The 25,611-nt window shown below is 53.4% G+C and carries 22 protein-coding genes; 2 read left to right on the top strand and 20 right to left on the bottom strand.

The window, feature by feature from the left end; genetic code table 11:
* Window positions 1-78 precede the first annotated feature (78 nt).
* The 7 genes from carB to EDM58_RS09765 form a co-directional block, all read right to left on the bottom strand.
* The gene (gene carB, locus EDM58_RS09795; protein ID WP_122913191.1) at window positions 79-3,291 is read right to left on the bottom strand and encodes a carbamoyl-phosphate synthase large subunit; all 3,213 of its coding nucleotides are present in this window, start codon (window positions 3,289-3,291) and stop codon (window positions 79-81) included.
* Window positions 3,275-4,372 carry a carbamoyl phosphate synthase small subunit gene (locus EDM58_RS09790; RefSeq protein WP_122913190.1) on the bottom strand — a complete coding sequence of 366 codons (1,098 nt, stop codon included), beginning with the start codon at window positions 4,370-4,372 and terminating at the stop codon, window positions 3,275-3,277. Before EDM58_RS09790 ends, carB begins: the two co-directional genes overlap by 17 nt.
* 66 nt (window positions 4,373-4,438) lie before the next feature.
* Window positions 4,439-5,719 (bottom strand): dihydroorotase, encoded by a 1,281-nt coding sequence (locus EDM58_RS09785; protein WP_122913189.1) that lies wholly within the window; start codon window positions 5,717-5,719, stop codon window positions 4,439-4,441.
* Window positions 5,689-6,633, bottom strand: coding sequence for an aspartate carbamoyltransferase catalytic subunit (locus EDM58_RS09780; RefSeq protein WP_122913188.1), 945 nt, complete (start codon window positions 6,631-6,633; stop codon window positions 5,689-5,691). Before EDM58_RS09780 ends, EDM58_RS09785 begins: the two co-directional genes overlap by 31 nt.
* 183 nt (window positions 6,634-6,816) lie before the next feature.
* Entirely contained in the window at window positions 6,817-8,163 is a 1,347-nt protein-coding gene (locus EDM58_RS09775; protein WP_122913187.1) for a solute carrier family 23 protein, read from the bottom strand.
* Window positions 8,164-8,336: 173 nt separating this feature from the next.
* Window positions 8,337-8,876, bottom strand: coding sequence for a bifunctional pyr operon transcriptional regulator/uracil phosphoribosyltransferase PyrR (pyrR, locus tag EDM58_RS09770; RefSeq protein ID WP_122913186.1), 540 nt, complete (start codon window positions 8,874-8,876; stop codon window positions 8,337-8,339).
* A 245-nt stretch (window positions 8,877-9,121) separates the two neighbouring features.
* Window positions 9,122-10,462 (bottom strand): TolB-like translocation protein, encoded by a 1,341-nt coding sequence (locus tag EDM58_RS09765; RefSeq protein WP_122913243.1) that lies wholly within the window; start codon window positions 10,460-10,462, stop codon window positions 9,122-9,124.
* Between the two features lie 165 nt (window positions 10,463-10,627).
* Between EDM58_RS09765 and EDM58_RS09760 the strand changes: the two genes are divergently transcribed.
* Window positions 10,628-11,308, top strand: a complete 681-nt coding sequence (locus EDM58_RS09760; protein ID WP_122913185.1) for an aspartate/glutamate racemase family protein — start codon at window positions 10,628-10,630, stop codon at window positions 11,306-11,308.
* A 49-nt stretch (window positions 11,309-11,357) separates the two neighbouring features.
* Here EDM58_RS09760 and EDM58_RS09755 read toward each other — a convergent pair whose 3' ends face one another.
* The 12 genes from EDM58_RS09755 to EDM58_RS09700 form a co-directional block, all read right to left on the bottom strand.
* Window positions 11,358-12,287, bottom strand: a complete 930-nt coding sequence (locus EDM58_RS09755) for an RluA family pseudouridine synthase (protein WP_122913184.1) — start codon at window positions 12,285-12,287, stop codon at window positions 11,358-11,360.
* A gap of 22 nt (window positions 12,288-12,309) precedes the next feature.
* Window positions 12,310-12,765, bottom strand: a complete 456-nt coding sequence (gene lspA, locus EDM58_RS09750; protein WP_122913183.1) for a signal peptidase II — start codon at window positions 12,763-12,765, stop codon at window positions 12,310-12,312.
* Between the two features lie 46 nt (window positions 12,766-12,811).
* Window positions 12,812-13,495, bottom strand: coding sequence for a serine/threonine protein kinase (locus EDM58_RS09745; protein WP_122913182.1), 684 nt, complete (start codon window positions 13,493-13,495; stop codon window positions 12,812-12,814).
* Between the two features lie 155 nt (window positions 13,496-13,650).
* Window positions 13,651-14,619 (bottom strand): branched-chain amino acid ABC transporter permease, encoded by a 969-nt coding sequence (locus EDM58_RS09740; protein WP_122913181.1) that lies wholly within the window; start codon window positions 14,617-14,619, stop codon window positions 13,651-13,653.
* Window positions 14,620-14,621: 2 nt separating this feature from the next.
* A complete protein-coding gene (locus EDM58_RS09735) occupies window positions 14,622-15,479 on the bottom strand; it encodes a branched-chain amino acid ABC transporter permease (protein ID WP_122913180.1) in 858 nt (285 codons plus the stop codon).
* Between the two features lie 13 nt (window positions 15,480-15,492).
* Window positions 15,493-16,197 (bottom strand): ABC transporter ATP-binding protein, encoded by a 705-nt coding sequence (locus EDM58_RS09730; RefSeq protein WP_122913179.1) that lies wholly within the window; start codon window positions 16,195-16,197, stop codon window positions 15,493-15,495.
* Window positions 16,184-16,948 carry an ABC transporter ATP-binding protein gene (locus EDM58_RS09725; RefSeq protein ID WP_122913178.1) on the bottom strand — a complete coding sequence of 255 codons (765 nt, stop codon included), beginning with the start codon at window positions 16,946-16,948 and terminating at the stop codon, window positions 16,184-16,186. The genes EDM58_RS09730 and EDM58_RS09725 overlap by 14 nt, the downstream gene beginning before the upstream one ends.
* Before the next feature lie 30 nt (window positions 16,949-16,978).
* Window positions 16,979-18,241 carry a substrate-binding domain-containing protein gene (locus tag EDM58_RS09720; protein ID WP_122913177.1) on the bottom strand — a complete coding sequence of 421 codons (1,263 nt, stop codon included), beginning with the start codon at window positions 18,239-18,241 and terminating at the stop codon, window positions 16,979-16,981.
* A 19-nt stretch (window positions 18,242-18,260) separates the two neighbouring features.
* Window positions 18,261-19,259, bottom strand: a complete 999-nt coding sequence (locus tag EDM58_RS09715) for a 3-oxoacyl-ACP synthase (RefSeq protein ID WP_122913176.1) — start codon at window positions 19,257-19,259, stop codon at window positions 18,261-18,263.
* Window positions 19,256-19,678 carry a MaoC family dehydratase gene (locus EDM58_RS09710; RefSeq protein WP_023557367.1) on the bottom strand — a complete coding sequence of 141 codons (423 nt, stop codon included), beginning with the start codon at window positions 19,676-19,678 and terminating at the stop codon, window positions 19,256-19,258. The genes EDM58_RS09715 and EDM58_RS09710 overlap by 4 nt, the downstream gene beginning before the upstream one ends.
* Window positions 19,671-21,203, bottom strand: a complete 1,533-nt coding sequence (menE, locus tag EDM58_RS09705) for an o-succinylbenzoate--CoA ligase (protein WP_122913175.1) — start codon at window positions 21,201-21,203, stop codon at window positions 19,671-19,673. Before menE ends, EDM58_RS09710 begins: the two co-directional genes overlap by 8 nt.
* A gap of 1 nt (window position 21,204) precedes the next feature.
* Window positions 21,205-21,846 carry a TetR/AcrR family transcriptional regulator gene (locus EDM58_RS09700; RefSeq protein WP_122913174.1) on the bottom strand — a complete coding sequence of 214 codons (642 nt, stop codon included), beginning with the start codon at window positions 21,844-21,846 and terminating at the stop codon, window positions 21,205-21,207.
* A 348-nt stretch (window positions 21,847-22,194) separates the two neighbouring features.
* Between EDM58_RS09700 and EDM58_RS09695 the strand changes: the two genes are divergently transcribed.
* Window positions 22,195-23,430 carry an MFS transporter gene (locus EDM58_RS09695; RefSeq protein ID WP_122913173.1) on the top strand — a complete coding sequence of 412 codons (1,236 nt, stop codon included), beginning with the start codon at window positions 22,195-22,197 and terminating at the stop codon, window positions 23,428-23,430.
* 96 nt (window positions 23,431-23,526) lie between these two features.
* Here the strand turns inward: EDM58_RS09695 and EDM58_RS09690 are convergent, their stop codons facing one another.
* Window positions 23,527-24,957 carry a phosphoglucomutase/phosphomannomutase family protein gene (locus EDM58_RS09690; protein ID WP_122913172.1) on the bottom strand — a complete coding sequence of 477 codons (1,431 nt, stop codon included), beginning with the start codon at window positions 24,955-24,957 and terminating at the stop codon, window positions 23,527-23,529.
* Between the last annotated feature and the right edge of the window lie 654 nt (window positions 24,958-25,611).

The raw sequence follows: 25,611 nt of genomic DNA, 5'->3' as shown, positions 1-25,611 counted from the left end.
ATATCGATGGTTTCCGGTTTCACACTGCCTCTCCCCTTTGATCTCCAGTCTGGTTTTCTCTATCTGACACTGCTTTTCTTATACCGTTACGGTAACCTTCGCACCTGCGCGCTGTGTTGGCATCGCCTCTGTCGAGAAGGTGATTGTCTCCAGCACATGCAGGAGAGCTGTCGCCGTATCGAGTGAAGTAAGGCACACGGCTCCGTTCTCGACAGCTTCCCGGCGGATGCGGAATCCGTCACGCTGCGGTGTTTTTCCTTTGGTCAAGGTGTTCAGCACGATGTTGGCTTCCCCCGTGTGAATCATGTCCAGCAGATTTGGCGTGCCTTCAGACAATTTGTTGACACGGGTGACAGGCAGGCCTGCCTGCTCCAGGTAATCGGCTGTGCCGGAAGTGGCCAGCAGCTTGAAGCCGAGCTTGCGGAAGCGTTTGACGATGGACAGCGCCTCTTCCTTGTCTTTGTCTGCGACGGTGACGAGCAAGGTGCCTTGCGTCGGAATGTTCATCCCTGCGGCGACCAACCCTTTGTACAGCGCTTTTGCCAATGTGCTTTCGCGTCCCATGACTTCACCTGTCGATTTCATTTCCGGACCGAGTGTGATGTCTACGCGGCGCAGCTTGGCGAAGGAGAAGACCGGCACTTTGACCGATACCATTTCTTCTTCTGGGTGATAGCCCGGCGTGAAGCCTTGTTCCACGATCGAGTGTCCGAGGATCGCCTTCGTCGCGATGTTTGCCATCGGAATTCCTGTCACTTTGGAGAGGAAAGGCACGGTGCGGGAAGAGCGCGGATTCACTTCGATCACATACGGACGATTGTTATAAATGACAAACTGGATGTTGAGCAAGCCCTTGATTTGCAGCGCGCGTGCCAGCTTCGTCGTCATGTCGATCAGTTCATCCTTGATTTCTTGGGACAGGGATTGTGGCGGATATACCGCGATCGAGTCGCCGGAGTGGACCCCTGCCCGCTCGATATGCTCCATGATGCCCGGAATCAGGACGTTTTCGCCGTCGCAGATCGCATCTACCTCTGCCTCGATCCCGACCATGTAGCGGTCTACGAGCACCGGATGCTCCGGATTGATTTTTACCGCTTTTTCCATGTATTCCAGCAGCTCAGGCTGATTGTAGACGATTTCCATCGCGCGTCCACCCAGTACGTAGGATGGGCGTACCAGTACCGGGAAGCCAAGTCCTTCTGCCGCTACGACTGCTTCTTCCACCGATGTGACGGTTTTTCCTGGCGGCTGTGCGATCTCCAGGCCGCGCAGAAGCGCTTCAAACTTCTCGCGGTTCTCGGCTGCGTCGATATTTTCGAGGCTGGTGCCAAGAATCTTGATGCCGCGTGCTGCCAGCTTGTCTGCCAGGTTGATCGCGGTTTGTCCGCCGAACTGGACGATGACGCCTTCTGGCTTTTCTACGTCGAGAATGTTCATGACGTCTTCGATGTACAGCGGCTCGAAGTACAGACGGTCGGAGGTGTTGAAGTCAGTCGAGACTGTCTCCGGGTTGTTGTTGATGATGACCGCTTCGTATCCGGCTTCTTTCAACGCCCATACAGCGTGCACGGTCGCATAGTCGAACTCGATCCCCTGTCCGATGCGGATTGGACCGGAGCCCAGGACGACGACGCGTTTTTTGCCTGTCTCGATACGTTCGTCTTCCACTTCGTAGCTGGAGTAGTAGTACGGTGTCTGTGCTTCAAATTCCGCTGCGCACGTATCCACCATTTTGAATACCGGCACGAATCCCTGCTGTTTGCGCTGTTCGCGCACTTCTTCTTCGGAAAGTCCGGCAAGCTCGGCAATTTTGCGGTCGGTAAAGCCCATGCGTTTGGCTTCATACAGCTTTTCCGTGGTCAAGCCTTCCTCCAGTACCGCTTCAAAATTAACCATTTTTTGGAATTTATACAGGAAGAACAAATCGATCTTGGTTAACTCATGTAGCTGCTCGATCGTCCAGCCGCGGCGCAGCGCTTCTGCCAGGAGGAAGAGGCGCTCATCATCGGCGGCGATCAGGCGTGCGGACAATACCTCGTCGGAAATCTCTTTTGCTCCCTTGACCTCGATATGATAGCTGCCGATCTCCAGCGAGCGGATCGCCTTCATGATCGACTCTTCAAAGGTCCGACCGATCGCCATGACCTCTCCGGTCGCTTTCATTTGCGTTCCCAGCTTGCGGTTGGCAGACTGGAATTTATCAAATGGCCAGCGCGGAATTTTGCTTACCACGTAGTCGAGCGTCGGCTCGAAGCAAGCGAAGGTTTGGCCTGTCACCGGATTTTTCAGTTCGTCCAGGGTGTATCCGATGGCGATCTTCGCTGCCATTTTTGCGATTGGATAGCCAGTCGCTTTGGATGCCAGCGCAGAAGAACGGCTCACGCGCGGGTTTACCTCGATGACGTAGTATTGGAAGCTGTGCGGATCAAGCGCGTATTGTACGTTGCAGCCGCCCTCGATGCCCAGTGCGCGAATGATGTTCAGTGCGGAGGAGCGCAGCATTTGATACTCACGGTCCGACAAGGTTTGGCTTGGCGCCACGACGATGGAGTCTCCTGTATGCACCCCGACCGGGTCGATGTTTTCCATGTTGCAGACGACGATGCAATTGTCGTTGGCATCGCGCATCACTTCGTATTCGATTTCCTTCATTCCGGCAATGCTTTTCTCGATGAGGCATTGCGTGATCGGAGAGTATTTCAGCCCGCTTGCCACGATCTCGCGCAGATTCTCCTCGTCTTCGCAAATCCCGCCGCCGGTACCGCCCAGGGTATAGGCCGGACGCACGATGATCGGGTAGCCGATCTCATTGGCAAAGTCCACGGCTTCCTCTACGGTGCTGACGATCACGGATTCCGGCACAGGCTCGCCCAGCTCGTTCATCAATGCGCGGAACAGCTCGCGGTCTTCCGCCTTTTTGATCGATTCCAGCTTGGTGCCGAGCAGCTTGACATTTTCCTGCTCCAGGATGCCTGCTTCAGCCAGGGCCACTGCCATATTCAAGCCCGTTTGTCCGCCCAATGTCGGCAAGAGTCCATCCGGTTTTTCCTGGCGGATGACTCGCGCGACGAACTCGGGCGTGATCGGCTCGATGTAGACTTTGTCCGCCATATTGGTGTCGGTCATGATGGTAGCCGGGTTGGAGTTGATCAGGACGACCTCCATCCCTTCTTCCTTCAAAGCTTCGCAGGCTTGTGTACCTGCATAGTCAAATTCGGCGGCTTGCCCGATCACGATCGGACCGGAACCGATCACGAGGATTTTTTTCAGATCAGCGTGTTTTGGCATGGGTTTTCTCCTCCTTAGCGGTATCCATCATGGCAAGAAACTGGTCGAACAGATAGCCGGAATCATAAGGGCCTGGGGCCGCTTCCGGGTGGTACTGGACAGAGAAAGCGTTTTTCGCTGCGTTGCGCACGCCCTCAATCGTTCCGTCGTTCAAGGCGATATGAGTAATCTCCAGCTCGGTTCCTGCGAGCGATTCTTCTTTTACAGCGTAGCTGTGGTTCTGGGAGGTGATGTAGGTGCGTCCGGTCGTCAATTCCTTCACCGGATGGTTCCCGCCGCGATGGCCGAATTTCAGCTTCATCGTGTCCGCGCCGGAAGCCAGGGAGAACAACTGGTGCCCCAGGCAGATGCCGAACAGCGGGTATTCACCCAGGATGCCGCGGATCATCTCGATGGCTTGCGGCACGTCCTTGGGATCTCCAGGGCCGTTGGACAAAAGGATGCCGTCCGGCTGAATGCGGCGGATCTCATCTGCTGTCACATCGTATGGCACGACTACGACGTCGCAGTTGCGTTTGGTGAGCTCGCGCAGGATGCCGTGCTTGGAGCCGAAATCCACCAAGACTACGCGATGTCCGGTGCCTGGACAACTGAAGACGCTTTTGGTCGAGACGCGGGATACCTGATCGGTCATCAGCGGCGTAGCGTTCAAGGATGCGACCAGCTCAGCCAGCGGGGCGTCGCTTGTCGTAATCATCCCTTTCAAGGTGCCGTGGTAGCGGATTTTTCTCGTCAGCATCCGTGTATCGACGCCAGCGATGCCGGGAATATCGTAGACTTTCAGCAACTCATCCAGGGTTTGGGTGTTGCGCCAGTTGCTTGGTGCTTCACTGTGCTCCCGAACGACAAATCCGTGGATATAAGGGCGAACCGCTTCGAAATCATCGCGGTTGATTCCGTAATTGCCGATCAGCGGGTAGGTCATGGTCACGATCTGGCCGCAGTAGGATGGGTCGGACAGAACCTCCTGGTAGCCAGTCAACCCCGTATTGAACACCACTTCACCGCTTGTTTCCTTCGTTGCGCCAAACGCGCTGCCGAGTAATTCCGTTCCGTCTTCCAAGATCAGTCTTGCACGCATCTATCGTTCCTCCTCCGTAGTCGCTCCTGTCGTATCTCGTTGAGTCAGCAGGGATGTTTTTCTCTCTTAAGCTTCCTTGTACATGATCTTGCCGTCTACCAGTGTCAGAATCGGCCAGCCCTTGCATGCCCAGCCGCTAAAAGGCGTATTGGTTCCTTTGCTTGCAAAGGTCTTGGGATCAATCGTTTTTTCCGTCGTCAGGTCGATGACGGTCAGGTCTGCCGGTGCCCCTACCTCCAGGCGGCCATACGGCAGTCCGAAGGCTTGCGCAGGTTTTACGGTCAATAGCTCCACCAGTTTTTGCAGGGTGATCTCACCCGTCTCGACCAGATGGGTATAGAGCAGCGGGAAGGCTGTCTCCAGGCCGACGATCCCGAATGGGGCACGATCGATGCCATTTGCTTTTTCCTCTGCCGTGTGCGGCGCGTGGTCGGTCGCGATCATATCGATCGTGCCGTCCTTCAGACCGGCGATCAGAGCTGCACGATCCTCGCGGGAGCGCAGCGGCGGGTTCATCTTCCAGTTGGTATCCAGGTTCTCCGGAATATCCTCGTCGCACAGGAGCAGGTGGTGCGGGGTTACCTCGCAGGTCACATTCACGCCTGCTCTTTTGCCGTCGCGCACCAGACGCACCGACTCTTTCGCGCTGATGTGGCATACATGGTAGTGAACACCTGTCTGCTCTGCCAGCAGAATGTCGCGTCCGACATGGATGGACTCTGACTCGGACGGGATGCCAGGCAAGCCGTGACGCGCTGCTACGACGCCGTCATGCAAGGCGCTGCCCGGAATCAGCAGGTCGTCATCCTCGCAGTGCGCTACGATGGAGAGGCCCAGCTCCTGCGCTGCTTTCATCGCCTTTTTCATCATGGCGGTCGATTGTACGCCGACGCCGTCATCGGTCAGGGCGAAGATGCCCGCTTCCTTCAATGCCGCGAAATCCGTCAATTCTTTCCCCAATTGGCGAACCGTAATCGCGCCATACGGGATGACCCGCGCCTTGCCTGCTTCTTTGGCTTTTTCGAGAATATAGGTGACCGTCTCGACGCTGTCGATGGAAGGGCGGGTGTTGGGCATGCAGGCGATGGTTGTAAATCCGCCGCGAACTGCTGCCGCAGCACCTGTCGCAATCGTTTCCTTTTGCTCAAATCCAGGCTCGCGCAAATGAACGTGTACATCGACCAACCCTGCGCTGATCATGCCCCCATTGCAATCCACCCACTTATGTCCTTCGCGTGGGATGGACTCACCCATCGCTGTAATTCGTCCGTCTTCCACTAAAATTTCGACGGGTGCCAATTGTCCGTCTTGATTGATCAGTTTGCCGTTGCCAAGGATGATACCCATGTCATTTCGCTCCCTTTCAGCAATGTTTCCAGTACGGCCATGCGCACTGCTACTCCATTGGTTACTTGTTTTTGAATCAGTGAGGTTTTGCTTTCTACGAGGTTCGTATCAATCTCTACACCGCGATTGACTGGTGCCGGATGCATGATGACCGCGCCTGGCTTCATCATCTTCGCCCGCTCCAGCGTAAGGCCGTGTTTTTGGTGGTACTCTTCTTTGGAGATGTAAAGTGCTTCTGAATGCCGCTCCAGTTGGACACGCAGCATCATCACTACGTCTGCGGTCTGGATTGCTTCATCGATTTCAACGATTTTGACGCCGTCCGGTATCCGTGCCGGTTGCGGCATCATGGTAGCTGGACCGCTGAGCAAGAGCTTCACACCCATTTTCGGCAGCGCGTGCAGATGGGAGCCCAGCACTCGGCTGTGACGCAAATCTCCGATGATGGCGACTGTCAGCCCTTCCAGTCGTCCGAACTGCTGCTTCATCGTCAGCATGTCGAGCAGACATTGCGTCGGGTGCTCGTTCGTGCCGTCTCCCGCGTTGATGAGGTGCAGGTCCACAGTCTCAGCCAGCTCTTGAAGCAAGCCTTCCTTTTTTGTGCGAATGACTGCCGCTTCTACCCCCATCGCTTCGAGGGTGCGCAGTGTATCGTAGACCGTCTCTCCTTTTACAGAAGAAGAGGTCTCCGGTATGAAGTTCAACACGTGAGCTCCAAGACGTTTTTGCGCGACTTCAAAGGAAAAGCGGGTGCGCGTACTCGCCTCAAAAAACAGGTTGGCGACAAAGCGGCCTCGCAGAATCTCCGCTTGCTCACCCGGGCGCTTCGCCCAGTACTCTCCGCGTTCCAAGAGGTGTGCCATCTGTTCTTTGCTCAAATCCGACAGGCCAATCAAGTGCCGAGTCTTGTTCATCGTGTATCCCTCCGTATGATCTGTTCTGTCCAGAAAAAAAGCTTCTTGTCATCCGGAGCCGTGTGGGCAGGCGTAGACAAGAAGCTGCGATTCTGTCTGCAGGCAGACAGGAGGAAACAGCGTTCATCAGCCTTGCCAGCCTCACGGGACCGGGTTAAAGGTTCTGAAACGTGTTGATCTTATTTATTTTTCTTGGGATGGGTTCGCTTCTCCCATCGCCGATTCCTTGCCTGGCAAGATCAGATGCAGGATGATCCCCAGGAAGGTAGAGAAGGCGATGTTGTCGATGGCTACATGGCTCAGGAAGCCTTCCATTCCCTCAAAGCTGATTTTGAAGCCGCCGATCCCGGTAACCAGGATGACAGCCGCGATGATCATGTTGCGTTTGTTTTCAAAGCTGATCTTGTTGTCCACATACATCCGCAAGCCTTGTGCGGCGATAATCCCGAACAGGATGACGGAGACGCCGCCGAGCACCGGAGTCGGAATGCTCATCAGCAAGGTGTTGATTTTGCCGGAGAAGGCGAACAGGATGGCGAAAACGGCCGCCAGTCCGATCACCACTCTGCTGTAGACGCGTGTGATCGCCAGAACTCCGATATTCTCTCCATACGTAGTCGCGGGAGGTCCGCCCAAGAGAGCGGCCAGGGAGGTGGCAACCCCGTCCCCGAACAAGCTGCGGTGCAGGCCCGGATCTTTCATCAGATCCCGATCCATGACCTTGCTCGTCACCAGCAGATGTCCCAGGTGCTCTGCCAAGGTTACGAAGGCTACGGGAGCGATGATGAGCGCGGATATCCAAGCAGATGGGTTGCCGATGGCTGCTGCTACTTCCGCGAATTTGAAGTTCTGTGTAAACAGCTCATGCAAGCCGACGAACCATTTTGCTTCCGCCACTTTTTGCAGGTCGATCAGATCAGGGTGGCGCAAGAGCGTGTAGAGATAACCTACGATAATGCCGATCAGAATCGGAATCAGGGCGAAGAATCCGCGCAGCACTACAGCTGCCAGCACGGTTACCAGAATTGTAACCAAGGAGATTTCAATGGAAGTAAGGGAGATCACGGATACATTATCGACCGTAACCTTTGTGGCCATATCTACGGCTACCCCAGCGAGGCTAAGCCCGATCACCACGATTACCGAAGCGATGACAACCGGAGGCAATACGCGATCCAGCCATTTTACCCCGGCCTTCTTCACGATGCCTGCTACGATCATGTAGATAATCCCGGAGAGGAAGCAGCCCAGCAAGGCCGTTCCGAATCCGTACGCTTTGCTCACCATGATAATGGGTCCGATAAAAGCGAAGGAGGAGCCCAGGTAGTTCGGCAGCTTTCCTTTTGTAATCCAGAGGAAGAGCAGTGTCCCAATCCCGCTGGTAAAGAGTGCTGTAGCCGGATCAAGTCCAGTCAGAATCGGTACGAGTACCGTCGAGCCAAACATCGCGAACAGATGTTGGATACTGAGCGGGAACAGCTTCGATAATTTCGGCGTCTCATGTACGTCAATGTAGTTCTTTTCGTTCATTATTCTTGACTCTCCCCTGTTAAGTCTTGTCTTTATCATTCTCTTTCTCGCTAGCGGCAAACAAAAAACCTCTTTGTGAGCGCACAAAGAGGCCAGCCTTTCCTGAAAGCACAGGAAGGTAGTCTGCCTCTTGCCGATCTCACGGGATCGTTTTTAAAGAGGAACATATTCTTTTACAAAAGCTGCCGGATGGACACGATGTCCATGACATCCACCTCAGCCAGCTGCACGTCGACGATTTCGGTGCGTGATGTTGGAACGTTTTTTCCGACGAAATCAGGGCGGATCGGCAGTTCGCGATGGCCGCGGTCTACCAGTACTGCCAGCTGAATCATGCGCGGGCGACCATTGTCAATTAAAGCATCCAGCGCTGCGCGGACGGTGCGTCCGGTGTAGAGCACATCATCTACGAGGATGACGGTCTTGCCGGTAATCTGATCCGGCAATTTCGAGCCTTGCAGGACGGCATCTTCGGACTTGTGCTGCAAGTCGTCGCGATAGAAGGTAATGTCCAGTTCCCCGACCGGAACCTTGACATTCTCGATCAGTTCGATCCGCTCCACGAGCCGTTGCGCCAGATAGATTCCGCGCGTTTTGATGCCGACGATAATGCAATCCTCGACACCTTTGTTGCGCTCAATGATCTCGTGGGCGATCCTGGTCAGTGCGCGGCGGATGGCCGCTTCGTCCATAATGACGCTTTTGTTGATCATTTGCTTATCCCTCCTCGACGGGAACAAGTGGACAGAAAAAAAGCTTCTTGTCAGGAGACAAGAAGCAGGTGGACAATCAGTAGGCGAGACAGGAGAACCATCGTTCTACAGCCCTCAGCCTATGGCTTGTCGATTCCGTGCCCTTGCCAGCCTCACTGGACTGGATTAAAAGGTTCCATTCGTCATGTAGGATTATGTCATAATCCCGGACGGGTGTCAATGAAAAATCGACAAACACCAGTGAATCATTTATCCCAATAGACTTCGATCCATTCCGGCAAATAGTTGGCGTAATAGCCGATATTCCCGGTCACATGGCGGATCAGCTCGACTTCTTCCCCTCCTTTTTCCAGGTAGAGCGAGCCGTGTCCGGCAGCGTCCAGTCTGACAAAGAGAAGCTGCTCGCCGTCTTGTGATGGAGACGGAAACGTATCTGCCGTGTGCTCACTCCCTTTCGTGACCTGTGCAGCCTTTCCATCTGTACCTCGCATCCAGATCCGTTGGCCGGGGACCATGACCTTCTCCGGCTCGTAGTGATACTCTTTTGCCAATCCTCTAGTGAAGAACAGGCTATGCGGGGACTCTTTTGTCCAGACGGGAAAAGAATCCACCTGTCCCTTCTCCCCTTCGAAGACCAGCTTCCCTTGACGGTCAACCACTTTTACCTGCTTGTTTTGTGTCGCCATCCGATCTGATCCGTCGATCCAGGCAAGCTGGCTACTGTCAGGCGACCAGCCAAGCCACTCCGCATAAGCCAAGCCTGTTCCCAGGACCAACGGCTTTTGCTTTGGCTGGCTGAGATCAAATAACTGGACAGGCACGCCATCGGCTGACAGCGAAGCCGAGTTGTACTGCACATAGTACGCTACCTGTTTGCCATCTGGAGATACCTGCAGAGCCTTGGCTGCCCAGGCATAGATCTCTTCGCCCGCTTTTGGCAAATCGGCAATGGGGTAACTCGCTACCGTTTTTCCTGCCAAATCACGCAGGCTTAGCGTCATGGGGCGATCTTTTTCTACCGGAAGCGAGACGAGAAATTGCTTGCCATCCGGCATCCAGGCGAAATCAACGAAATCTGCCTTGACCGTGCTGATGATGCTGACGGTATTGTCCTTGTTCAGCTGGGCTGTGACGAAGGACGTTTCCGCCTCTGTATCGGTGCCGCTCACTGTCCCGGCGACATAGGCGAACTGATTAGTGATCGGGGACCACTTCGGTTTTTCCACGATTGGCCTTTCATCGATCTGCAAGGAAGAGCTTCCATCCTTGCTCACTGCCCAGAGATACCCTTTGGTGTAGTACGAGTCCTCATCAGGATATTTCATAAATAATAGCCAGTTCCCATCGCCAGACCAGCCGACAATCTCGCTGATCCCCTCCTTGGTCACTTGGACGGGCTTGCTTTTCTTGTCTTGCCCATTCAGCATCCAAAGCTGTTGATTGCTGGTAAAGGCAATCTGAGCAGGCACTGTGACCGGATTGACCCGTTCCGGCAGCGGCTGCGTTTCTTCTGCCAGGACTCCGGCACTGCTTCCCTGACTCCATAGACTCGCCGCCAATGCAATTCCTGACAATACTTTCATCATGGATAACAACTTGCTCTCCTCCTCTTTCCTGCCTTTCTCGCCTATTATTCGCAATTGGAAATAGTTCCAAGCGTGAGCAACGACTTTTTTCATGTAAAAAAACGCTCCCCTCTCCCTCACTTCCCTGTGTTACAATGATGCAAAATTGCAAGGGAGGGAACGTCGCTGCGAAAAAAAATCGCTTGTCTGCATGCTCACTATTCCAATATCGAATATTCGGAAAAAGCCTTCCAACTATATGACGTCGACACTCTCCATTTCGTTGACCCTGGACTGCTTATTTGCGTGACTCAGGATGCCTCCTTTCATCATTCGGATGCTCAGCGCAAGGCAGCAGAGCAGATTGCCTGGATTGAAAAATGCGGAGCAGATGCCATCCTCATCACCTGTACGAACTACATTGCTTTGCTGGAAGAAGCAAATCTGAACTGCTCCATCCCGATCCTGAAGATCGACGAGCCTTATTTTGAAGCGCTCTGCCGCCAACCCCGGCCTCCGATTATGCTGTTTACGAATCCCGCCACTGTGGAATGTACGGTAAAGCGTTTTACAGATTACGCAAAGGCAAAAGGTAGCGAGATGCAACCGGATGTGCGTGTCTTGGAGGGCGTTTTCCCGTTGATCATGCAGGGGAAGAAGGAAGAATATCAGCAGGAAGTATGTGCTTTTTTGCACAATCTCGTGCAAGAGGATCCTGAGAAAATCGTTTCCGTTGCACAACTGTCTATGGCTGAAGCAGCCCAGCAGTTTGAAAGGCAAACTTTGATACCCATCATCCATCCTCTCGGGACGCTACAGGCGTACATAGCTGACGAATGGAAGCTTTCCAAACGCATAGAGAAGTAAACGTAAAGGACTCCCAGCATCATATGGAAGTCCTTTTTGCATGGTTATGTTATTGTTGTCTTAAAAAATGAATGACCTGTTCCAATTCGTCCGGCAAGGGAGCCTCGAATTCCAAATGCTCCCCCGTACGCGGGTGCACGAAACCAAGTGTCTTGGCGTGCAAGGCCTGTCCATCCAGATCCAGCGTCTGCTTCGGCCCGTATTTGGGGTCGCCCGCCAAAGGATGGTCGATATATTTCATATGGACCCGAATCTGATGGGTACGGCCCGTCTCCAGCTTCAGTTCAACCAGAGTGTAATTCTTGAAGCGTTCCAGCACAACAAAATGCGTGACAGCGGGCTTGCTGTTTTCAAATACAACAGCCATCTGCTGACGGTTTTTCGGATCACGGCCAATCGGCGCCTCGATCGTGCCCATCTCGTGCGGGATCACTCCGTGCACGATTGCGACATACTTCCGATTGACGCTATGCTCCTTCAATTGCGCTGCCAGACTCATATGCGCCTTGTCATTTTTGGCGACCATCAACAGACCGGACGTGTCCTTGTCGATGCGATGGACGATTCCGGGGCGCAGCACGCCATTGATCCCGGATAAATCCTTGCAGTGTGCCAAAAGTCCATTCACCAGCGTTCCGCTGTAATGGCCAGGTGCCGGGTGGACGACGAGTCCGCGCGGTTTGTTCACGACCACGACATCGCTGTCTTCATAGACGATATCGAGCGGCATCGGCTCCGGCAGAATCTCCATTTCCCGCAGAGGCGGCACGCGCAAGGTAAGCTCGTCTTCTGCCTGCAGCTTGTAGTTGTTTTTTACAGGTTCGCCGCCGACTGTGACGCGCCCTTCCTTGATCCAGGCCTGAACCTGAGAACGGGACCAGTCCTCGTTTTGCAGCGTAATGTATTTGTCGACCCGCTCACCTGCGTCAGACGGCTCTATATTCCAGTCATAGCGTTCAAAAAGCTGTGTGTCGGTCATGTTTGTCTCCTCGCAATGTTCATTATGCGGTTTTCTTTTTTCCTTCCAAGGCCATATCCAGAAGCAAGATGGCTACACCGATCGTAATCGCCATATCAGCTACGTTGAAAATCGGGAAATTGATCAGGGTAAAATCAAGGAAGTCAACCACTTGTCCGGTCATGATACGGTCGATAAAATTGCCGATAGCTCCGCCTAATACAAGGGTTAAGGCCATGGAAACACGAGGCTGTTTTCTGCCAATGCGAATCAGCGAAACCAGGATCCCGATCACGACCACCGTAGTGATCACGATAAAGAGCCAGCGCTGATTTTGCAGAATGCCGAACGCTGCTCCCATATTGCGGTGTGAAGTAAGATGAAAGACATCCTGAATCAGCGGAATCGATTCCCCCAAAGCCATGTACTTCACCACAAGTAGCTTGGTTACCTGATCAAGAGCGATAATTCCTGCTGCAGCCAATAGATAATAAAACAAGGTAAATCCTCCTTCGTCTGACTCGCGCCGACCTTCGGACACAATGTCAAATGTATATGATACCACAAGCAACAGATAGAAACAAAAATGACCGCAACGGACGACGGATTTTCCGGTACAGGCGATACCCTTTGCGCACCGTATTCATCACCCATAACGGGATTTTCCAGCCGCGATCCTTGAGGAACGGCACGTAGACCCGATCATACGCCTTGCGCAGATCCTTCCACTTGCGATCCGGGATGTTTTTCAGATAGTCTGATACGTCAATCAAACAGCCGCGTCCTTGGTTCATCAGCACATTTTTCCCGTGAACGTCATGAGGAAATAACCCCTTCGCTCGCGCGAGGGCCAGGGCTTCCTCCACATCCTCGATCACCTGCGGCGGGATGGGGATTCCGAAACGCAGGCAATCAAACAAGGAGATGCCGTTCATCTTTTTCATGACGATGTATCCTTCCTCCGCCTGGTAACAGATCGGAAACCAGGGAGTTACCCCCAATCTCTCATACACCTGCACCTCTTGCTCCCAGCCGGGCCGTCCTGGTGCGTACAGCTTGAGGACCACGTCGGGATAATCCGGATGGACAAAGACAGCCGCGTAATTGCCGGTGCCCAGCAGCTCCCAGGGAGCCGGCGTGTGGTGGACAACAACGGGATCAATCGGTGACTGGCTCTCCAGGCGAACGTCCTGTAAAAACGATTCGATTACTTTTTGGTCTATTTTCACTCATTCTCATCTCTTTGCTGTCACCGACTTCAATACTGATTCTAGCAAATCAAACAAGCCAAGGAAACCAGGAATCACGTAAGAGATCGTATGCGCTACCGCCAGTCAGGATTCCAGGGCAATAAAAAAAGTGCGCCATCCGACGCACGTAAAGATTATCCCTTGTTCCATTTTGCCCGCCACTGGCGGAACATCCCCACGATCCCCTGCGGGAAGAACATCACAGCGAGTATATAAATCGCTCCAAAAAAGATCATCCAGCGTTCAAAAATCCAGTGAATTTTTGCCAGGTCGGTCAGCCCTGCATGCACCAGCAGGATCAGCGCAGAGCCGAGCATGCTGCCAAACAGCGTCCCTACTCCCCCGATAATGGTCATCAGCAAGGCGTCGAGCGTGACATTGGTGCCAAACACCGCCGTATTGACAAATCGCAGGGTAATCGCGTACATCGACCCGCTTAGACCTGCCGCCAGTCCGGCCACCATGCTGGCGATGATCTTGTAGTGGAGGATCTGGTAGCCGAGCGACTCTGTCCGCTGCTCGTTCTCACGGATGGCTTGCAGCACCTTGCCAGTCGGAGAATCCGTGAAGCGCTTGAGCAGGAAAAACATGATGATCATGAAGGCAAGCGCGACAAAATAGAGGGATGTGCGGTCCTTCAAAAGATCGGGAATGTAAAAGGTAAAGCCGTCGCTTCCTTTGGTCACATCACGCCACTTCTCTGCCAGCACCAGAAACAGGCCCGCGATGGCCAAGGTCAGCATCGCATAAAAATGGCTTTTCAGCCGCAGGGTCATGACGCCGATCAGGTAGCTGACGATTCCGGTCAAAACCAGAACAGCAAGCAGCGAGACCAGAAAAGAGAGCAGGCTGTGATCCCAGCGATGGAGAAAAATCGCTGTCGTGTAGGCTCCGATCCCGAAAAACATCGCATGACCAAACGAAATGATTCCGGTATACCCAAGCAGAATATCGTAGCTCATCGCAAATACTGCATAAATAAAAATCTGCGTCATCAGGATCAAGGCACCGCGCGAATCGCTGACAAAGGGGAAGCCAATGAGCAGCAATACCACCAGGCCTATCCACCAGCGCGAGGAAGCAAGGCGTCTCGTCAACATCATGGTCATCCCCTCCCCAACAAGCCTGCCGGCCGGAACATCAGGACTCCAAACATCAGCAGCATATTCACAGCAAGAGCCACACTAGGAACGTAAAACGTCATGAAAGCGCCCAATACTCCCACCAAGAGGGCGGCCAGCGCGGAGCCGACCATGCTGCCCATCCCGCCGATGACTACGACGATAAAGGCAAGAATTCCATAATCCATGCCGATCTCCGCGTGGATGACACCCGAATACGGAGCGAACAGCATTCCGCCGAGCGCTGCCATGCCGCAGCCCAGGATAAAAACGTACAGGAACACCTTTTTGATATTGACGCCCAAGGCCTGCACCATCTCCTTGTTCATCACGCCAGCCCGCACGATCAATCCAAGCCTGGTCCGCTTGAGCATATATTGCAGAGCGAGGAACACAAGAATGCCGACAGCGATGACAAACAGCCTATATTTGATCAGGATGACCCCGCCGATCAGCCAGCTTTCATCCAGATAGGAAGGGAGCTGGACACTGACTTGATTGGGTCCAAAGAAGACCTTGATGCATTCGTTCATCACCAGGAGCAAGCCCATCGTCACCTGGATCTGCGACATCGTATTGGTGTAGACCGGCTGAATGATCCATCGCTCCAGCAGCCAGCCGAGCAATGCTCCAATCACGATCGCCCCTATGATCCCGACGACGAAGCTGCCTGTCTGGGTGTAAATCCAGACGCCGAAATAAGCTCCCCAGGCAAACAGCGCACCGTGGGCAAAATTAAGCACGTGCATCAGTCCGAAGATCAGCGTCAATCCGGCGGCCAACAGGAAAATCAGACTCCCTGTTGCGATTCCGTTTATTGTCAAATTCAACAGCACATCCAAGCGGTGCACCTCCTCACGCGATGCCGAGGTATTCTTTTTTCAACGCTTCGTTCTCCTTCAGCTCTTTCATCATGCCTGTATGAACCGTCCGCCCGTCATCGATGATGTAGTAGTCATCCCCGATCGTGCTTGCCATATAAAAATTCTGCTCGACCAGCACGACCGTAACCCGCTGCTTCATCTCCATGATCACGCTCATCACCTTGTCTACCATGATCGGTGCCAAGCCCTTGCTCGGCTCGTCGATCAGCAGCAGCTCGTTGTCGTTGACACAGGCACGGGCGATCGCCAGCATCTGCTTTTGGCCACCGGAGAGCAGACCCGACGGCTTTTTCCAGAAGGTTTTCAGATCGGGAAAGAGCTGCAGGATCCAATCGCGCCGCTCCAGCGTGGCCTCGTCATTCTTGCGCATCGCCAGCTTCAGGTTTTCTTCGATGGTCAGCTCGGGAAAAACCCCCTGGTCCTCCGGCACATATCCGATTCCTTTGCGCGCGATTTCGTAGGTGGGCAGATGATGAATGGCTTCTCCCTTGAAGGTAATCGCTCCCGTCGCGATCGGATTCAGTCCCATCAAAGAGCGAAGAGTCGTCGTCTTCCCCGCTCCGTTACGGCCCAGCAGGACCGTAACGCCCCCTTTTTTCACTTCAAAGGATACACCCTGCAGGATATGGTACTGGCCGATATACGTCTCGATGCGGTCCACTTTAAGAAGCGTCATCATACAGTCCCCCCAGATATGCGGTTTGGACGAGTTCGCTTTTCATGATGTTTTCCGGGGTGTCCTCCGCGAGAAGTCTGCCGTTGAACAACACCAGCAGCCGATCTGAAAAGCTGAGCACCATGTCCATCTTGTGCTCGATGAGAAGAATCGTCCGGTTCCCTTCTTCCTTGATTCGCCGGATGACTTCCAGAATGGACGGGACCTCCTCCAGGGACATCCCCGCTGTCGGTTCGTCCAGGAGCAGCACCTCCGTCTCCAGGGCGAGCAGCATGGCGATTTCCAGCTTTCGCTTTTCCCCGTGCGCCAGATTTTTGGCGAGAGAATCCGCTTTTGCCCCCAGCAAAACCGTCTCCAGCAGCTCTATGGCCCGCTTCTCAAAATGCGCGTGTTTTTTGGGACTGGCAAACAGGCTGTAATAGACGCCCGCCTGTGCCTGGACGGCAAGACGGACGTTTTCCAACACCGTTAAGGAGGGGAAGACATTGGTGATTTGAAAGGATCGGCCCAAGCCCAGCCTCGTGCGCTTTGCCACCGACAGATGGGTGATGTCCTTTCCCTTTAGCCACACTTTGCCCTCTGTCGGCTTGAGCTGGCCGCTGAGCAGATTGAACAGGGTCGTCTTGCCCGCGCCATTGGGACCGATGATCGAGGTGAAGGTGTGGGGCATGACGTTCAGGCTTACATCCTGGACAGGCTTGTGTCCGCCAAACGCGATCGTCAACCCTTCCGTCTGAAGAATCGGCTGCATGCTATCACCCTTTTTTGATTGATCTTGCGTCTATCGTTTGTTTCGAACCGGCGGAGCCGTGTCCTCCGGCGACAGTTCCCCCATCAGGACAGGTACAGGCCACTCCATCCCGTCTTTTTGTTCCAGACGAATCGCATACATGACCTGCAGCGCTTGATGGTCCTCAGGACGGAATGTCATTTTTCCTTTGGGTGAATCAAACGACATGCCTTCCATCAGCGGGATCAGATTGTCTGCATTGGTATCGCCATTCGATTTTTTCACGGCTTCGACGATGGCCATTGCCGCTGTCATGCCGCCTGGGACGAACAGATCCGGGGCATCGCCGTTGTGGCGCTTTTTATGCTCCTCGATCAGCCAGTCGTTGACCTCGTTCTTGGGCAGATCGTAGTAGTAGAGCGTGAAGCCCTCCATGCCGACCATGGTTTTCATCGTTTTCAGGGTAGCGAAGTCCGCCGTCCCCGTCGAAACCTTGATGCCCTGCTCTTGCAGCTTCATATCCGCAATTTGGCTCCATGGCGTGTTGGCACCGGACCAGATGACGAACAGATACTCCGGCTTGGCCTGAATGATTTTTTGCAAATTCGGCGTGAAGTCTGTCGTCTTTTGATCCGCGTACTCCTCCAGCACGATCTGGGCGCCCTGTTTTTCCGCCACTTCCTTGAAAGCGGCTACTCCATCGCGTCCAAACGCGTAATCAGGCGCAAGGGTGGCGATCTTCGTTCCCTGCTTGGCGATGGCGAGCGCTCCCGCGATGGCGTCCTGCGAGGAGTTGCGGGCCGTGCGGAACACGTACTTGTTCCAGTTGTCTGCGGTGATGCTGTCTGCCGCTGCCGGTTCGACCACCATGATTTTCTTGTGCTCTTCCGCCAGCGGAACGACGGCTAAAGTGTCGCCGGAGCTGGACGAGCCTACGAGAAAGTCCACCTGATCGTCTTCAATCAGCTTCGTCGCCTTTTTTACCGCTACATCCGACTTGGTCTCGGTGTCCTCGATGATGACCTCGATCGGTCGCCCTGCCACTTCATTGGTTCCTCCCGTCGCGTAGGCGATTCCCAGTTCAAAGCCGCGCGTCGTCTGTTTGCCGTAATCCTCCAGCGCCCCGGTCAGAGAGGCGAGAACCCCGATTTTGATGGGCTGTTTCGATTCGCCCTGCGAGGATGGTGCGCCCTGTCCCGACCCAGATTGGCTTGGCTGAGCCGCTGGCTGCTGTGAGCAAGCGGCTGCCAACAATGTCGTTGCTACCAGCAGCGAGGTGATTCCGAACTTGAATCCTTGCTTTCTCCTTCTCATTTTCGTTCCCCCTCTATTGTCATTCGAGCCATTCCAGTACCGTTGCGGCCCAAGTATAGCCTGTTCCAGCGCTTACGGTGACGATCTTGTCTCCTTTTTTGAAAAGTCGGCGCTCTTGCCCCAGGTGCAAGCCGATGCAAGGATCGAGTGCAGACAAGTGACCGTAATGGTCCAGATAAATGGCCTGCTCTTCTCGCAGCTCCAGTCTGTCCAGAAGTTCAAGAAACATCGAGCGCTTGGTGTGCAGCGGGATCAGCCAGTCGATCTCGCTTGCGGAACTGCCGCTTTTCGCCATCGCTTCCTGTACGACATGCACGAAATTGCTTACAGAGACGGGGTCCAGCCGCTGTTTCATATCCTTGGGGTCTTTCACATCGAGAAAATGGAGCCGCTGCTGCACGCTCTCGAGACTCGCTGGATGCTTGGAGCCGCCGCCCACTACCCGCACATCGTCATGAAACGAGCCGTCCGTGTATATGCAGGAACCGAGCACGCGGCTTCTGCCGGCGTCCCGCGAAACAAGAGCTGCTGCCCCTCCGTCAGCGAAGTTGAACATGAAGCGGGAGCGCACATTCTGGTAATCCACCAGCTCCGCTTCCTTGCATCCCCCGACCAGAAGGATGTTGCGGATGGAGTCATCTGCGACGAGCATATCCCGGGCTACCTTTAACGCGATGGGAAAGCAGGAGCTGACATTCATGATCTCGAAGGCGTACGCATTCTTCAGCCCGAGCTCGTGCACGATTTTGGTGCCGCAGGTCCAGACCATGTAGTCTTTGTAGGAGCTTCCGAAGTAGATCAGTACATCGATGGAGAGCGGATCTACTTTTTCCAAAATGGGCTTCGCAGCCTGAATCGCCATATCGGAGGCGTGGATGCTGCTGTCTGAGACATGCTTTTGTACCAATCCGAACTTCTCCACAATCACATTCTCGGGAATCTCTGCCCGCTGCGCGATCTCTTTTGCTGTCTCGATTCTTGGCGGAAAGTACACCCCTGTATGAGCAATGCCGATCATGCTGCTCCCCCCTGTTCCTCACGCGGCACCCGCATCTTCGCTTCTCCCTCAAGGACCAGCTCTCCATGCTGATTGCGGCATTCCGTCTTGAGCCGCATGTTCCCCTTTTCAGGGTCAAAGTCCAGCACCTCTACGGTAGCCGTCACGGTATCGTTGATAAACACAGGCTTGACGAAGCGCAGCGTCTGTCCCATGTAGACACATCCCGGTCCGGGCAAATGCATCCCCAGCACCCCTGACAGCAGGCTGGTCGTCAAAAGACCGTGGGCGATCCGTTGTTCAAAGCGCGTGTTTTTCGCGTATTCCCGATCGACGTGAATGGGATTGAAATCTCCGCTGAGTCCCGCATAGGTCACGACGTCCGTCTCCGTAATCGTTTTGCTGAAAGAAGCTGTCTGTCCGATCTCGTACTTAGCCATGCTGTTCCTCCTTCATAAAATCTGCTTTGATCGTTTTTTTGTCGATTTTTCCGGTTGCATTCTTGGGTAGAGCGTTGACAAAATCTATCCTCACAGGCACCTTGTACTTGGCCAGCCGCTTTTGGCAGTACTGCTTTACATCATCTGCTTGAAGCTCATGTCCCGTTTTGACGGCGATCGCCGCTACTGGAACCTCTCCCCATTTCGCATCCGCAACCCCTACGACAGCCACCTCATCAACAGCCGGCATTTGGCTGATTACCTGCTCCACTTCGAGGGGATAGATGTTTTCGCCGCCGGAGATGATCATGTCTTTCTTGCGGCCAATGATGGTGACGAAGCCCTCCTCGTCCTGTGTCACCAGATCCCCTGTCAAGAGCCACCCATCGCGAAACGATTCGGCTGTCGCCTCCGGCCGATTCCAATAGCCCTGCATGACGTTGCCGCCCTTGATCCACAGCTCGCCGATTTCTCCGGGTCCGACATCCTGTCCGCTCTCATCGACGACGCGAATGTCGCAAAACATCACTGGCTTGCCGATTGAACCAATCTTGCGGCCGTAGTCCTCGCGTGAAGTCATAAATACGGTCGGGCTTGTTTCCGTCATGCCAAAGCCTTGAGCAAACGGTACCCCGCGTTCCAGATAGCTTTGAATCAACTCATGCGGACAAGGCGCTCCTCCGCAGTAAAACCAGCGGATCGATTCGAGATTGGTAGTTGGAAAATTAGGACTTTTCCGAATAAAATCATAGATCGTAGGTACGCCCATCACGATCGTCACACGATGTTCTTCGATGAGCTGAAGCGTTTTTACCGGGTCGAAACGATGAGGCACGATGACTGTCCCTCCGGCAAAAAGCGTCGGCAAAGCGAACAGTCCGATCCCGCCGATATGAAACAGCGGCAATAAGGTGAGGGATTTGTCAAAGGAGGTGAGTTCGAGTGCCAGCACGTTGTTGACAGCGTTCCAGAACATGTTTTCCTGGGTTAGCACTGCCCCCTTGGGCTTTCCTGTGGTGCCTGATGTATAGCAGATGATGAAGGGCGTCTCTCCGGCAACTCCCTCCCTTTTCAGCAAGTCGTTCGGATAAGCGGCAGCCTGCTCGGACAGCTGGTGACAGGAGCTTTCTCCCTGATCGAACCAGAGCACCTGCTGAACTCCGGTGTTCGCAAGGATAGATTCCGCTTCCTCTCGAAAAGAGGTCTCTACGATCAGCAGCCGTGAGCCGCTGTCATTAAGCTGGTATTCCAGTTCGCTGGGCGTGAGCCGTACATTGAGCACGACTGCGATGCCCCCCAGCTTGGCGATCGCAAACAGCAGCATGAGATATTCAATGCTGTTGGTCGCCCAGATGCCAATGCGTTCGCCAGGCTGAAGCCCGTACCTCCCTTCAAGCATGTGGGCGTAGCGGTTGATTTCCGCGCTCATTTCTCGGTAGGTAAGCTGCCGTCTCTCATCAATGAGTGCGATTCTGCCGGGTGTAATGAAGGCTCGCTTATCAATCCAGTCCGCAATCCCGTTCATCTTACTCCCCCTTCTGATCCTTTCCTTCCTGGCGTACCAGCCCTTCAAAAATAAAGGTAATGGCATCCTGCACGACCTCGTCAGGCACCTCTTTATCCTCCCAGTAAACCCAGCGCATCCCGATGAAGGAGGTGACTCCCATCAGGCAATAGGCTACCGTCTCGGGATTGAGGTTTTTGAATTCGCCTCGCTCGATTGCGCCTTCCAGTCCTTTCAGGTAACCCTGTGCCAGCCGTTCGTAATAGGCGCGGTACAATTGCTCATCCACCAGCACGGATTGCTGGACGATACTGTACAGGTTGCGGTGGTTTTTCACCCATTTGAGGAAGACGTGGATCCCGATCTCCAACGCCTCGCGCTGGCTTTTCGCCTGAGCCACCTCCTGCTTGATCTCGATGCGGAAATCCCGGCTCAATTGGCGGATGAGCTCCGCGTAAATTTCGTACTTGGATTCAAAGTAATTGTAGAAGGTCCCCTGTGCGACGTTGGCCTGCTGGGTAATGTCGATGATGGAGGCAGCGAAGTATCCTTTCGCCCCGAAAACCTCTTCGGCTACGTTCAGCAGCTTTTGCCGCGTCTTCGCGCCTTTCGTCGTCGCCGGTGTCTTGCTATGCTGTTTCATCGCGGGAGTTATCTCCGTCATTTGCATCACCTTTTGTCTGAAAAGAAGTAGTTGCGCTCTCAAAACTGAAAAGTGAATCAGTTGTCAGTTTTTCTGATTATTATGATAACGCTTTCAAAATTGTTTGGCAATTGTTTGTTGGTAAATTTTCTCTGCCATTTTTTATAAGATTTTTGAGAAGGGATTCGTTTCAGAATATTGCAAGGCTACGAACAACAATGCTATACTTTTAGAAGCGAAAATGAAATCGGCCCATTGAAATACTGGGAGCCTGCTTAAGGATGAAGGAAATCCTCATCTATAAGCAGGCTCCTTATCGTTTTTATTAGGGACTAAAAATCCCTAGAAACGCAAAGAGGAGCGTGGAATATGAGAAACGTTTTTGGAGATCGTCATTTTCGCAAACTATTTTTTTCCAACCTGTTTTCTGGCTTTGGTCAAGGCATGACCATGATCGGAATATCGTGGTATTTGGTCGAATCGACCGGCACAGTCGGCGTGCTTGGCTCAACTATGTTGATTTCGGCTATCCTTTCGCTCCTCATCGCACCCTACGTGGGTACGTTGATTGACCGCTATTCTCGAAAGCTCATGCTGCAGATCGAACAGCTCGGAGGTTTTGCGGTTTTGTTCTTTCTGGCGGCTTTGGGATTTTGGGCTCCTTACGAGGAGTGGATGCTTGTCCTTCTCTATTTGGCGACAATGTTTATGTTTCAACTACATGAGCCTGCCCAGGCTGCTTTCGTACAAGAGATCTTTGAGCAAAAACAGTACAAAGCGGTCAATGCGGCCTTGGAGGTGGAGAATCAGACCGCTCTCGTTCTGGCAGGAGCATGTGCAGGACTTCTTCTTGGGCAGTTCGGCCTTCATGTGGTCCTTCTCTTGAACGCATTCACCTATTTTCTCGCTTTCGTAACCCTGTCAGGGATTGATTATGCGTTTACGCCGAATAGGCAATCGGAAAGCGCTGCCCGAACCTCTTGGTGGGTCCTTTTTTCTCAAAGCTGGGTCTATATCAGGATGAAACCGGGTTTCCTCATCTTTGGAGTTTCTGCTCTGATGCCATTCATTGCAGTGTTGTTGACGAACCTTCTGAATCCTCTATTTGTGAGCCAGGTTCTAAGAGAAGGAGTGAACATTTACTCATTCGGAGAGGTTACATATTCCATTGGCGCAGTGGCAGCAGGCATGTGGATGGGATGGCTGAGCCAAAGAATCGGTGCAATCGCCTATATGGTCTTCCATTTTATCTGGATGGCCGTAGCTCTCGTCATGACGGTCGCCATACCGATCGGATGGGTATTTGTTCTTTTATCGGCATTCTTAGGCTGGTGCAACGTATCGACACGGTTGATCCGTCAGAACCTGTATATGGAATTGCTGCCGAATCATTTGATGGGTAGAGTCTTGAGCTTTTTTCGGGCGATTGGCACCTTGATGAGGCTGTTGTTGTTGGCCCTGTTCACGATCATGCTCGATTCAACCAATGCTGCTGCCGGATATTTGGTGCTGGCAGTGTTAGTCATGATCGCGGCAGCGGGAATTGCTGTTTCCATGCCTATATTGCTCAGGCAGACAGAACCGGGGGATACGACTTCTTCTTGACACTCGCCAGATACCGTATATACTCTCGATAAAAAAGGGATGGCCCGTTGGCCATCCCTCAAGCTATTCTCAATCGTCTCGAATTCGCATTTGCTTCTAAACCGATACCCGAATATCAAGAAACCAGTCGCGAATGGCTTCCTTGATTTTTTCCAGTGCCTGCTGTGTTGCGGCTTCGCAATAAATGCGGACCAACGGCTCGGTTCCAGATGGTCGAATCAATACCCAATGGCCGTCCTCCAATAACAACTTACGTCCATCCAAGGTTTGGATGTGTTGCACGGCAAAGGGACCGATGAACTGGGGTTCTGCGTCCATGATTCGTTGGAGCAAGCCTTCCTGTGAGGTCAAGGGCAGGTCCAGGCGTGCGCTGAACCGCTCGCCGAACTGTTCGTGGATGTCGCGCCTGATCTCGCTGATGCTCTTGCCCTCCCAGGCGCACAGCTCAGCGATCAGCATGTTGATCAAGACGCCGTCTTTTTCCGGGATATGGCCCAGGATGCTGGCTCCCCCGCTCTCTTCCCCGCCGATCAGAACATCGCCGCCAAGCATTTGCTCCCCGATATACTTGAAGCCGACTGGCGTTTCGATCAGCTCCAGGTCATATGCTTCTGCCATTTTGTCCAGCAAGTGCGTGGTCGCTACTGTACGCACGATTTTTCCTTTCAGCTTGCGGTTTTTTACCAGATGGTAGGTGAGGAGCACCAGGACGTCATTGGCTGGAATGTACCTGCCCTGCTCGTCTACCACGCCAAAACGGTCTGCATCCCCGTCATTGGCCAGTCCTATCGTTGCCTTTTGGTTCAGCACCTCTTGCTTCAACAAGGCCAAATGCTTGTCATTGGGTTCGGGAAGATCTCCTCCGAATGCGGCGTCTATACTCTCCCTGATGCCGACGGTTCGGACTCCCGCTTCCCGCAGCAAGCCGCTCACATACCCGATGCCAGCACCATGCATGGCATCGACGACCACATGCAAGGAAGATCGGCCTAACACGTCCATTTTCACCATCCGCCGCAAATGGGCCTCGTAATGAGGACGCAAAACGATAATTTGCAGGCGCTTTTGTGCCTTGGCTTCTTCCAGGGAGATCGTTCGCACCTCGCCGCTCTCTGCGATCCGGGCAATCCATGCCTCCAGCTTTTTGGTGATTGCAGGCGTCGCAGGGCCCGCGTATTCGGGGATGTATTTGATGCCATTGTACTCGGGCGGGTTGTGACTTGCCGTGATCATCACCGCTCCACTCGCGGCGAAATGCTTGACGCCGAATGCGACCGCCGGCGTTGGAGCAGCCTCATTCAGCAAATAGGTGCGTATGCCGTTGGCTGTCAGCACTTTGCCTACTTCTTCCGCAAATCTTCTTCCTAAAAATCGGGTGTCATGTCCGACGAGCAGCGGTTGCTCCTGTTGTCCGATCTCCTTCGTGTAGCAGGCAATCGCCTGTGCCACGATGCGAACATTTTCCATCGTGAATTCCTCTGCGACAATCGCACGCCAGCCATCCGTCCCGAAGCGGATCGCATGCATGATATCTCCCCTCTCACACCAGCAATAACTGCGATACGTTCACTTTATGCGCAGCAACAGGCGAATAATACTTCTTTCCCGCTGACTGCCGAAGTATCTTCGCCGTTGGCTGATGTATTCACTTATACTTCTTACCATCATCTTAGCTGATTGGGGGTGGAAAGGGTGTCGAACGCTGGGTGGGGGAGTGGTTGTTCTTTTGTCGAGGGGGGTAAGTCGGAAATCTCTTGCAGTACACGGTTACACTAACAGGTAAGCAGGCGGACTTGAAAAGGTGACGAAAATTCAGCGTCTACGATACACCGCTTTTGCTTTCTCAACTGCCAGTACCTTGGTTTGGCATCGTATTCTTCAGAAATTTGATTTTACATACATAAGGCCTATTCCTCTTTATGTTCAAGTAGGAATAAGCCTGCTAAGTTTACTCGCTCCATAACAGTTACTTCTTGTTCTAAACCGAGTGTAAACTCCCTACAGTTAGCTTTTTTAATCTTTTAAATCAAAATTACCACCGGTTTAACCCCTCAAAATTAGAGTCTTTCTCCCTTATTCTCGCATTTTCATATGATTCTTCCTTCTTCCCTACTTCAACCACCTTGGAGTCGGAGTCTAGAAAGGAAACCGTCTAGCGTCAAGGAGATCACTTGACCCTAG

Source organism: Brevibacillus panacihumi, assembly GCF_003710985.1.
Taxonomy (GTDB): domain Bacteria; phylum Bacillota; class Bacilli; order Brevibacillales; family Brevibacillaceae; genus Brevibacillus; species Brevibacillus panacihumi.
This window is presented reverse-complemented; position numbering and strand designations above follow the sequence as displayed.

Excerpts from the sequence above, each read along its gene's own strand:
- carB (WP_122913191.1), bottom strand. The coding sequence starts at position 3,291 with ATGCCAAAACACGCTGATCTGAAAAAAATCCTCGTGATCGGTTCCGGT.
- EDM58_RS09790 (WP_122913190.1), bottom strand. The coding sequence starts at position 4,372 with ATGCGTGCAAGACTGATCTTGGAAGACGGAACGGAATTACTCGGCAGC.
- EDM58_RS09785 (WP_122913189.1), bottom strand. The coding sequence starts at position 5,719 with ATGGGTATCATCCTTGGCAACGGCAAACTGATCAATCAAGACGGACAA.
- EDM58_RS09780 (WP_122913188.1), bottom strand. The coding sequence starts at position 6,633 with ATGAACAAGACTCGGCACTTGATTGGCCTGTCGGATTTGAGCAAAGAA.
- EDM58_RS09775 (WP_122913187.1), bottom strand. The coding sequence starts at position 8,163 with ATGAACGAAAAGAACTACATTGACGTACATGAGACGCCGAAATTATCG.
- pyrR (WP_122913186.1), bottom strand. The coding sequence starts at position 8,876 with ATGATCAACAAAAGCGTCATTATGGACGAAGCGGCCATCCGCCGCGCA.
- EDM58_RS09765 (WP_122913243.1), bottom strand. The coding sequence starts at position 10,462 with ATGATGAAAGTATTGTCAGGAATTGCATTGGCGGCGAGTCTATGGAGT.
- EDM58_RS09755 (WP_122913184.1), bottom strand. The coding sequence starts at position 12,287 with ATGACCGACACACAGCTTTTTGAACGCTATGACTGGAATATAGAGCCG.
- EDM58_RS09740 (WP_122913181.1), bottom strand. The coding sequence starts at position 14,619 with ATGATGTTGACGAGACGCCTTGCTTCCTCGCGCTGGTGGATAGGCCTG.
- EDM58_RS09730 (WP_122913179.1), bottom strand. The coding sequence starts at position 16,197 with ATGACGCTTCTTAAAGTGGACCGCATCGAGACGTATATCGGCCAGTAC.
- EDM58_RS09725 (WP_122913178.1), bottom strand. The coding sequence starts at position 16,948 with ATGCAGCCGATTCTTCAGACGGAAGGGTTGACGATCGCGTTTGGCGGA.
- EDM58_RS09720 (WP_122913177.1), bottom strand. The coding sequence starts at position 18,241 with ATGAGAAGGAGAAAGCAAGGATTCAAGTTCGGAATCACCTCGCTGCTG.
- EDM58_RS09715 (WP_122913176.1), bottom strand. The coding sequence starts at position 19,259 with ATGATCGGCATTGCTCATACAGGGGTGTACTTTCCGCCAAGAATCGAG.
- EDM58_RS09710 (WP_023557367.1), bottom strand. The coding sequence starts at position 19,678 with ATGGCTAAGTACGAGATCGGACAGACAGCTTCTTTCAGCAAAACGATT.
- menE (WP_122913175.1), bottom strand. The coding sequence starts at position 21,203 with ATGAACGGGATTGCGGACTGGATTGATAAGCGAGCCTTCATTACACCC.
- EDM58_RS09700 (WP_122913174.1), bottom strand. The coding sequence starts at position 21,846 with ATGACGGAGATAACTCCCGCGATGAAACAGCATAGCAAGACACCGGCG.
- EDM58_RS09695 (WP_122913173.1), top strand. The coding sequence starts at position 22,195 with ATGAGAAACGTTTTTGGAGATCGTCATTTTCGCAAACTATTTTTTTCC.
- EDM58_RS09690 (WP_122913172.1), bottom strand. The coding sequence starts at position 24,957 with ATGCATGCGATCCGCTTCGGGACGGATGGCTGGCGTGCGATTGTCGCA.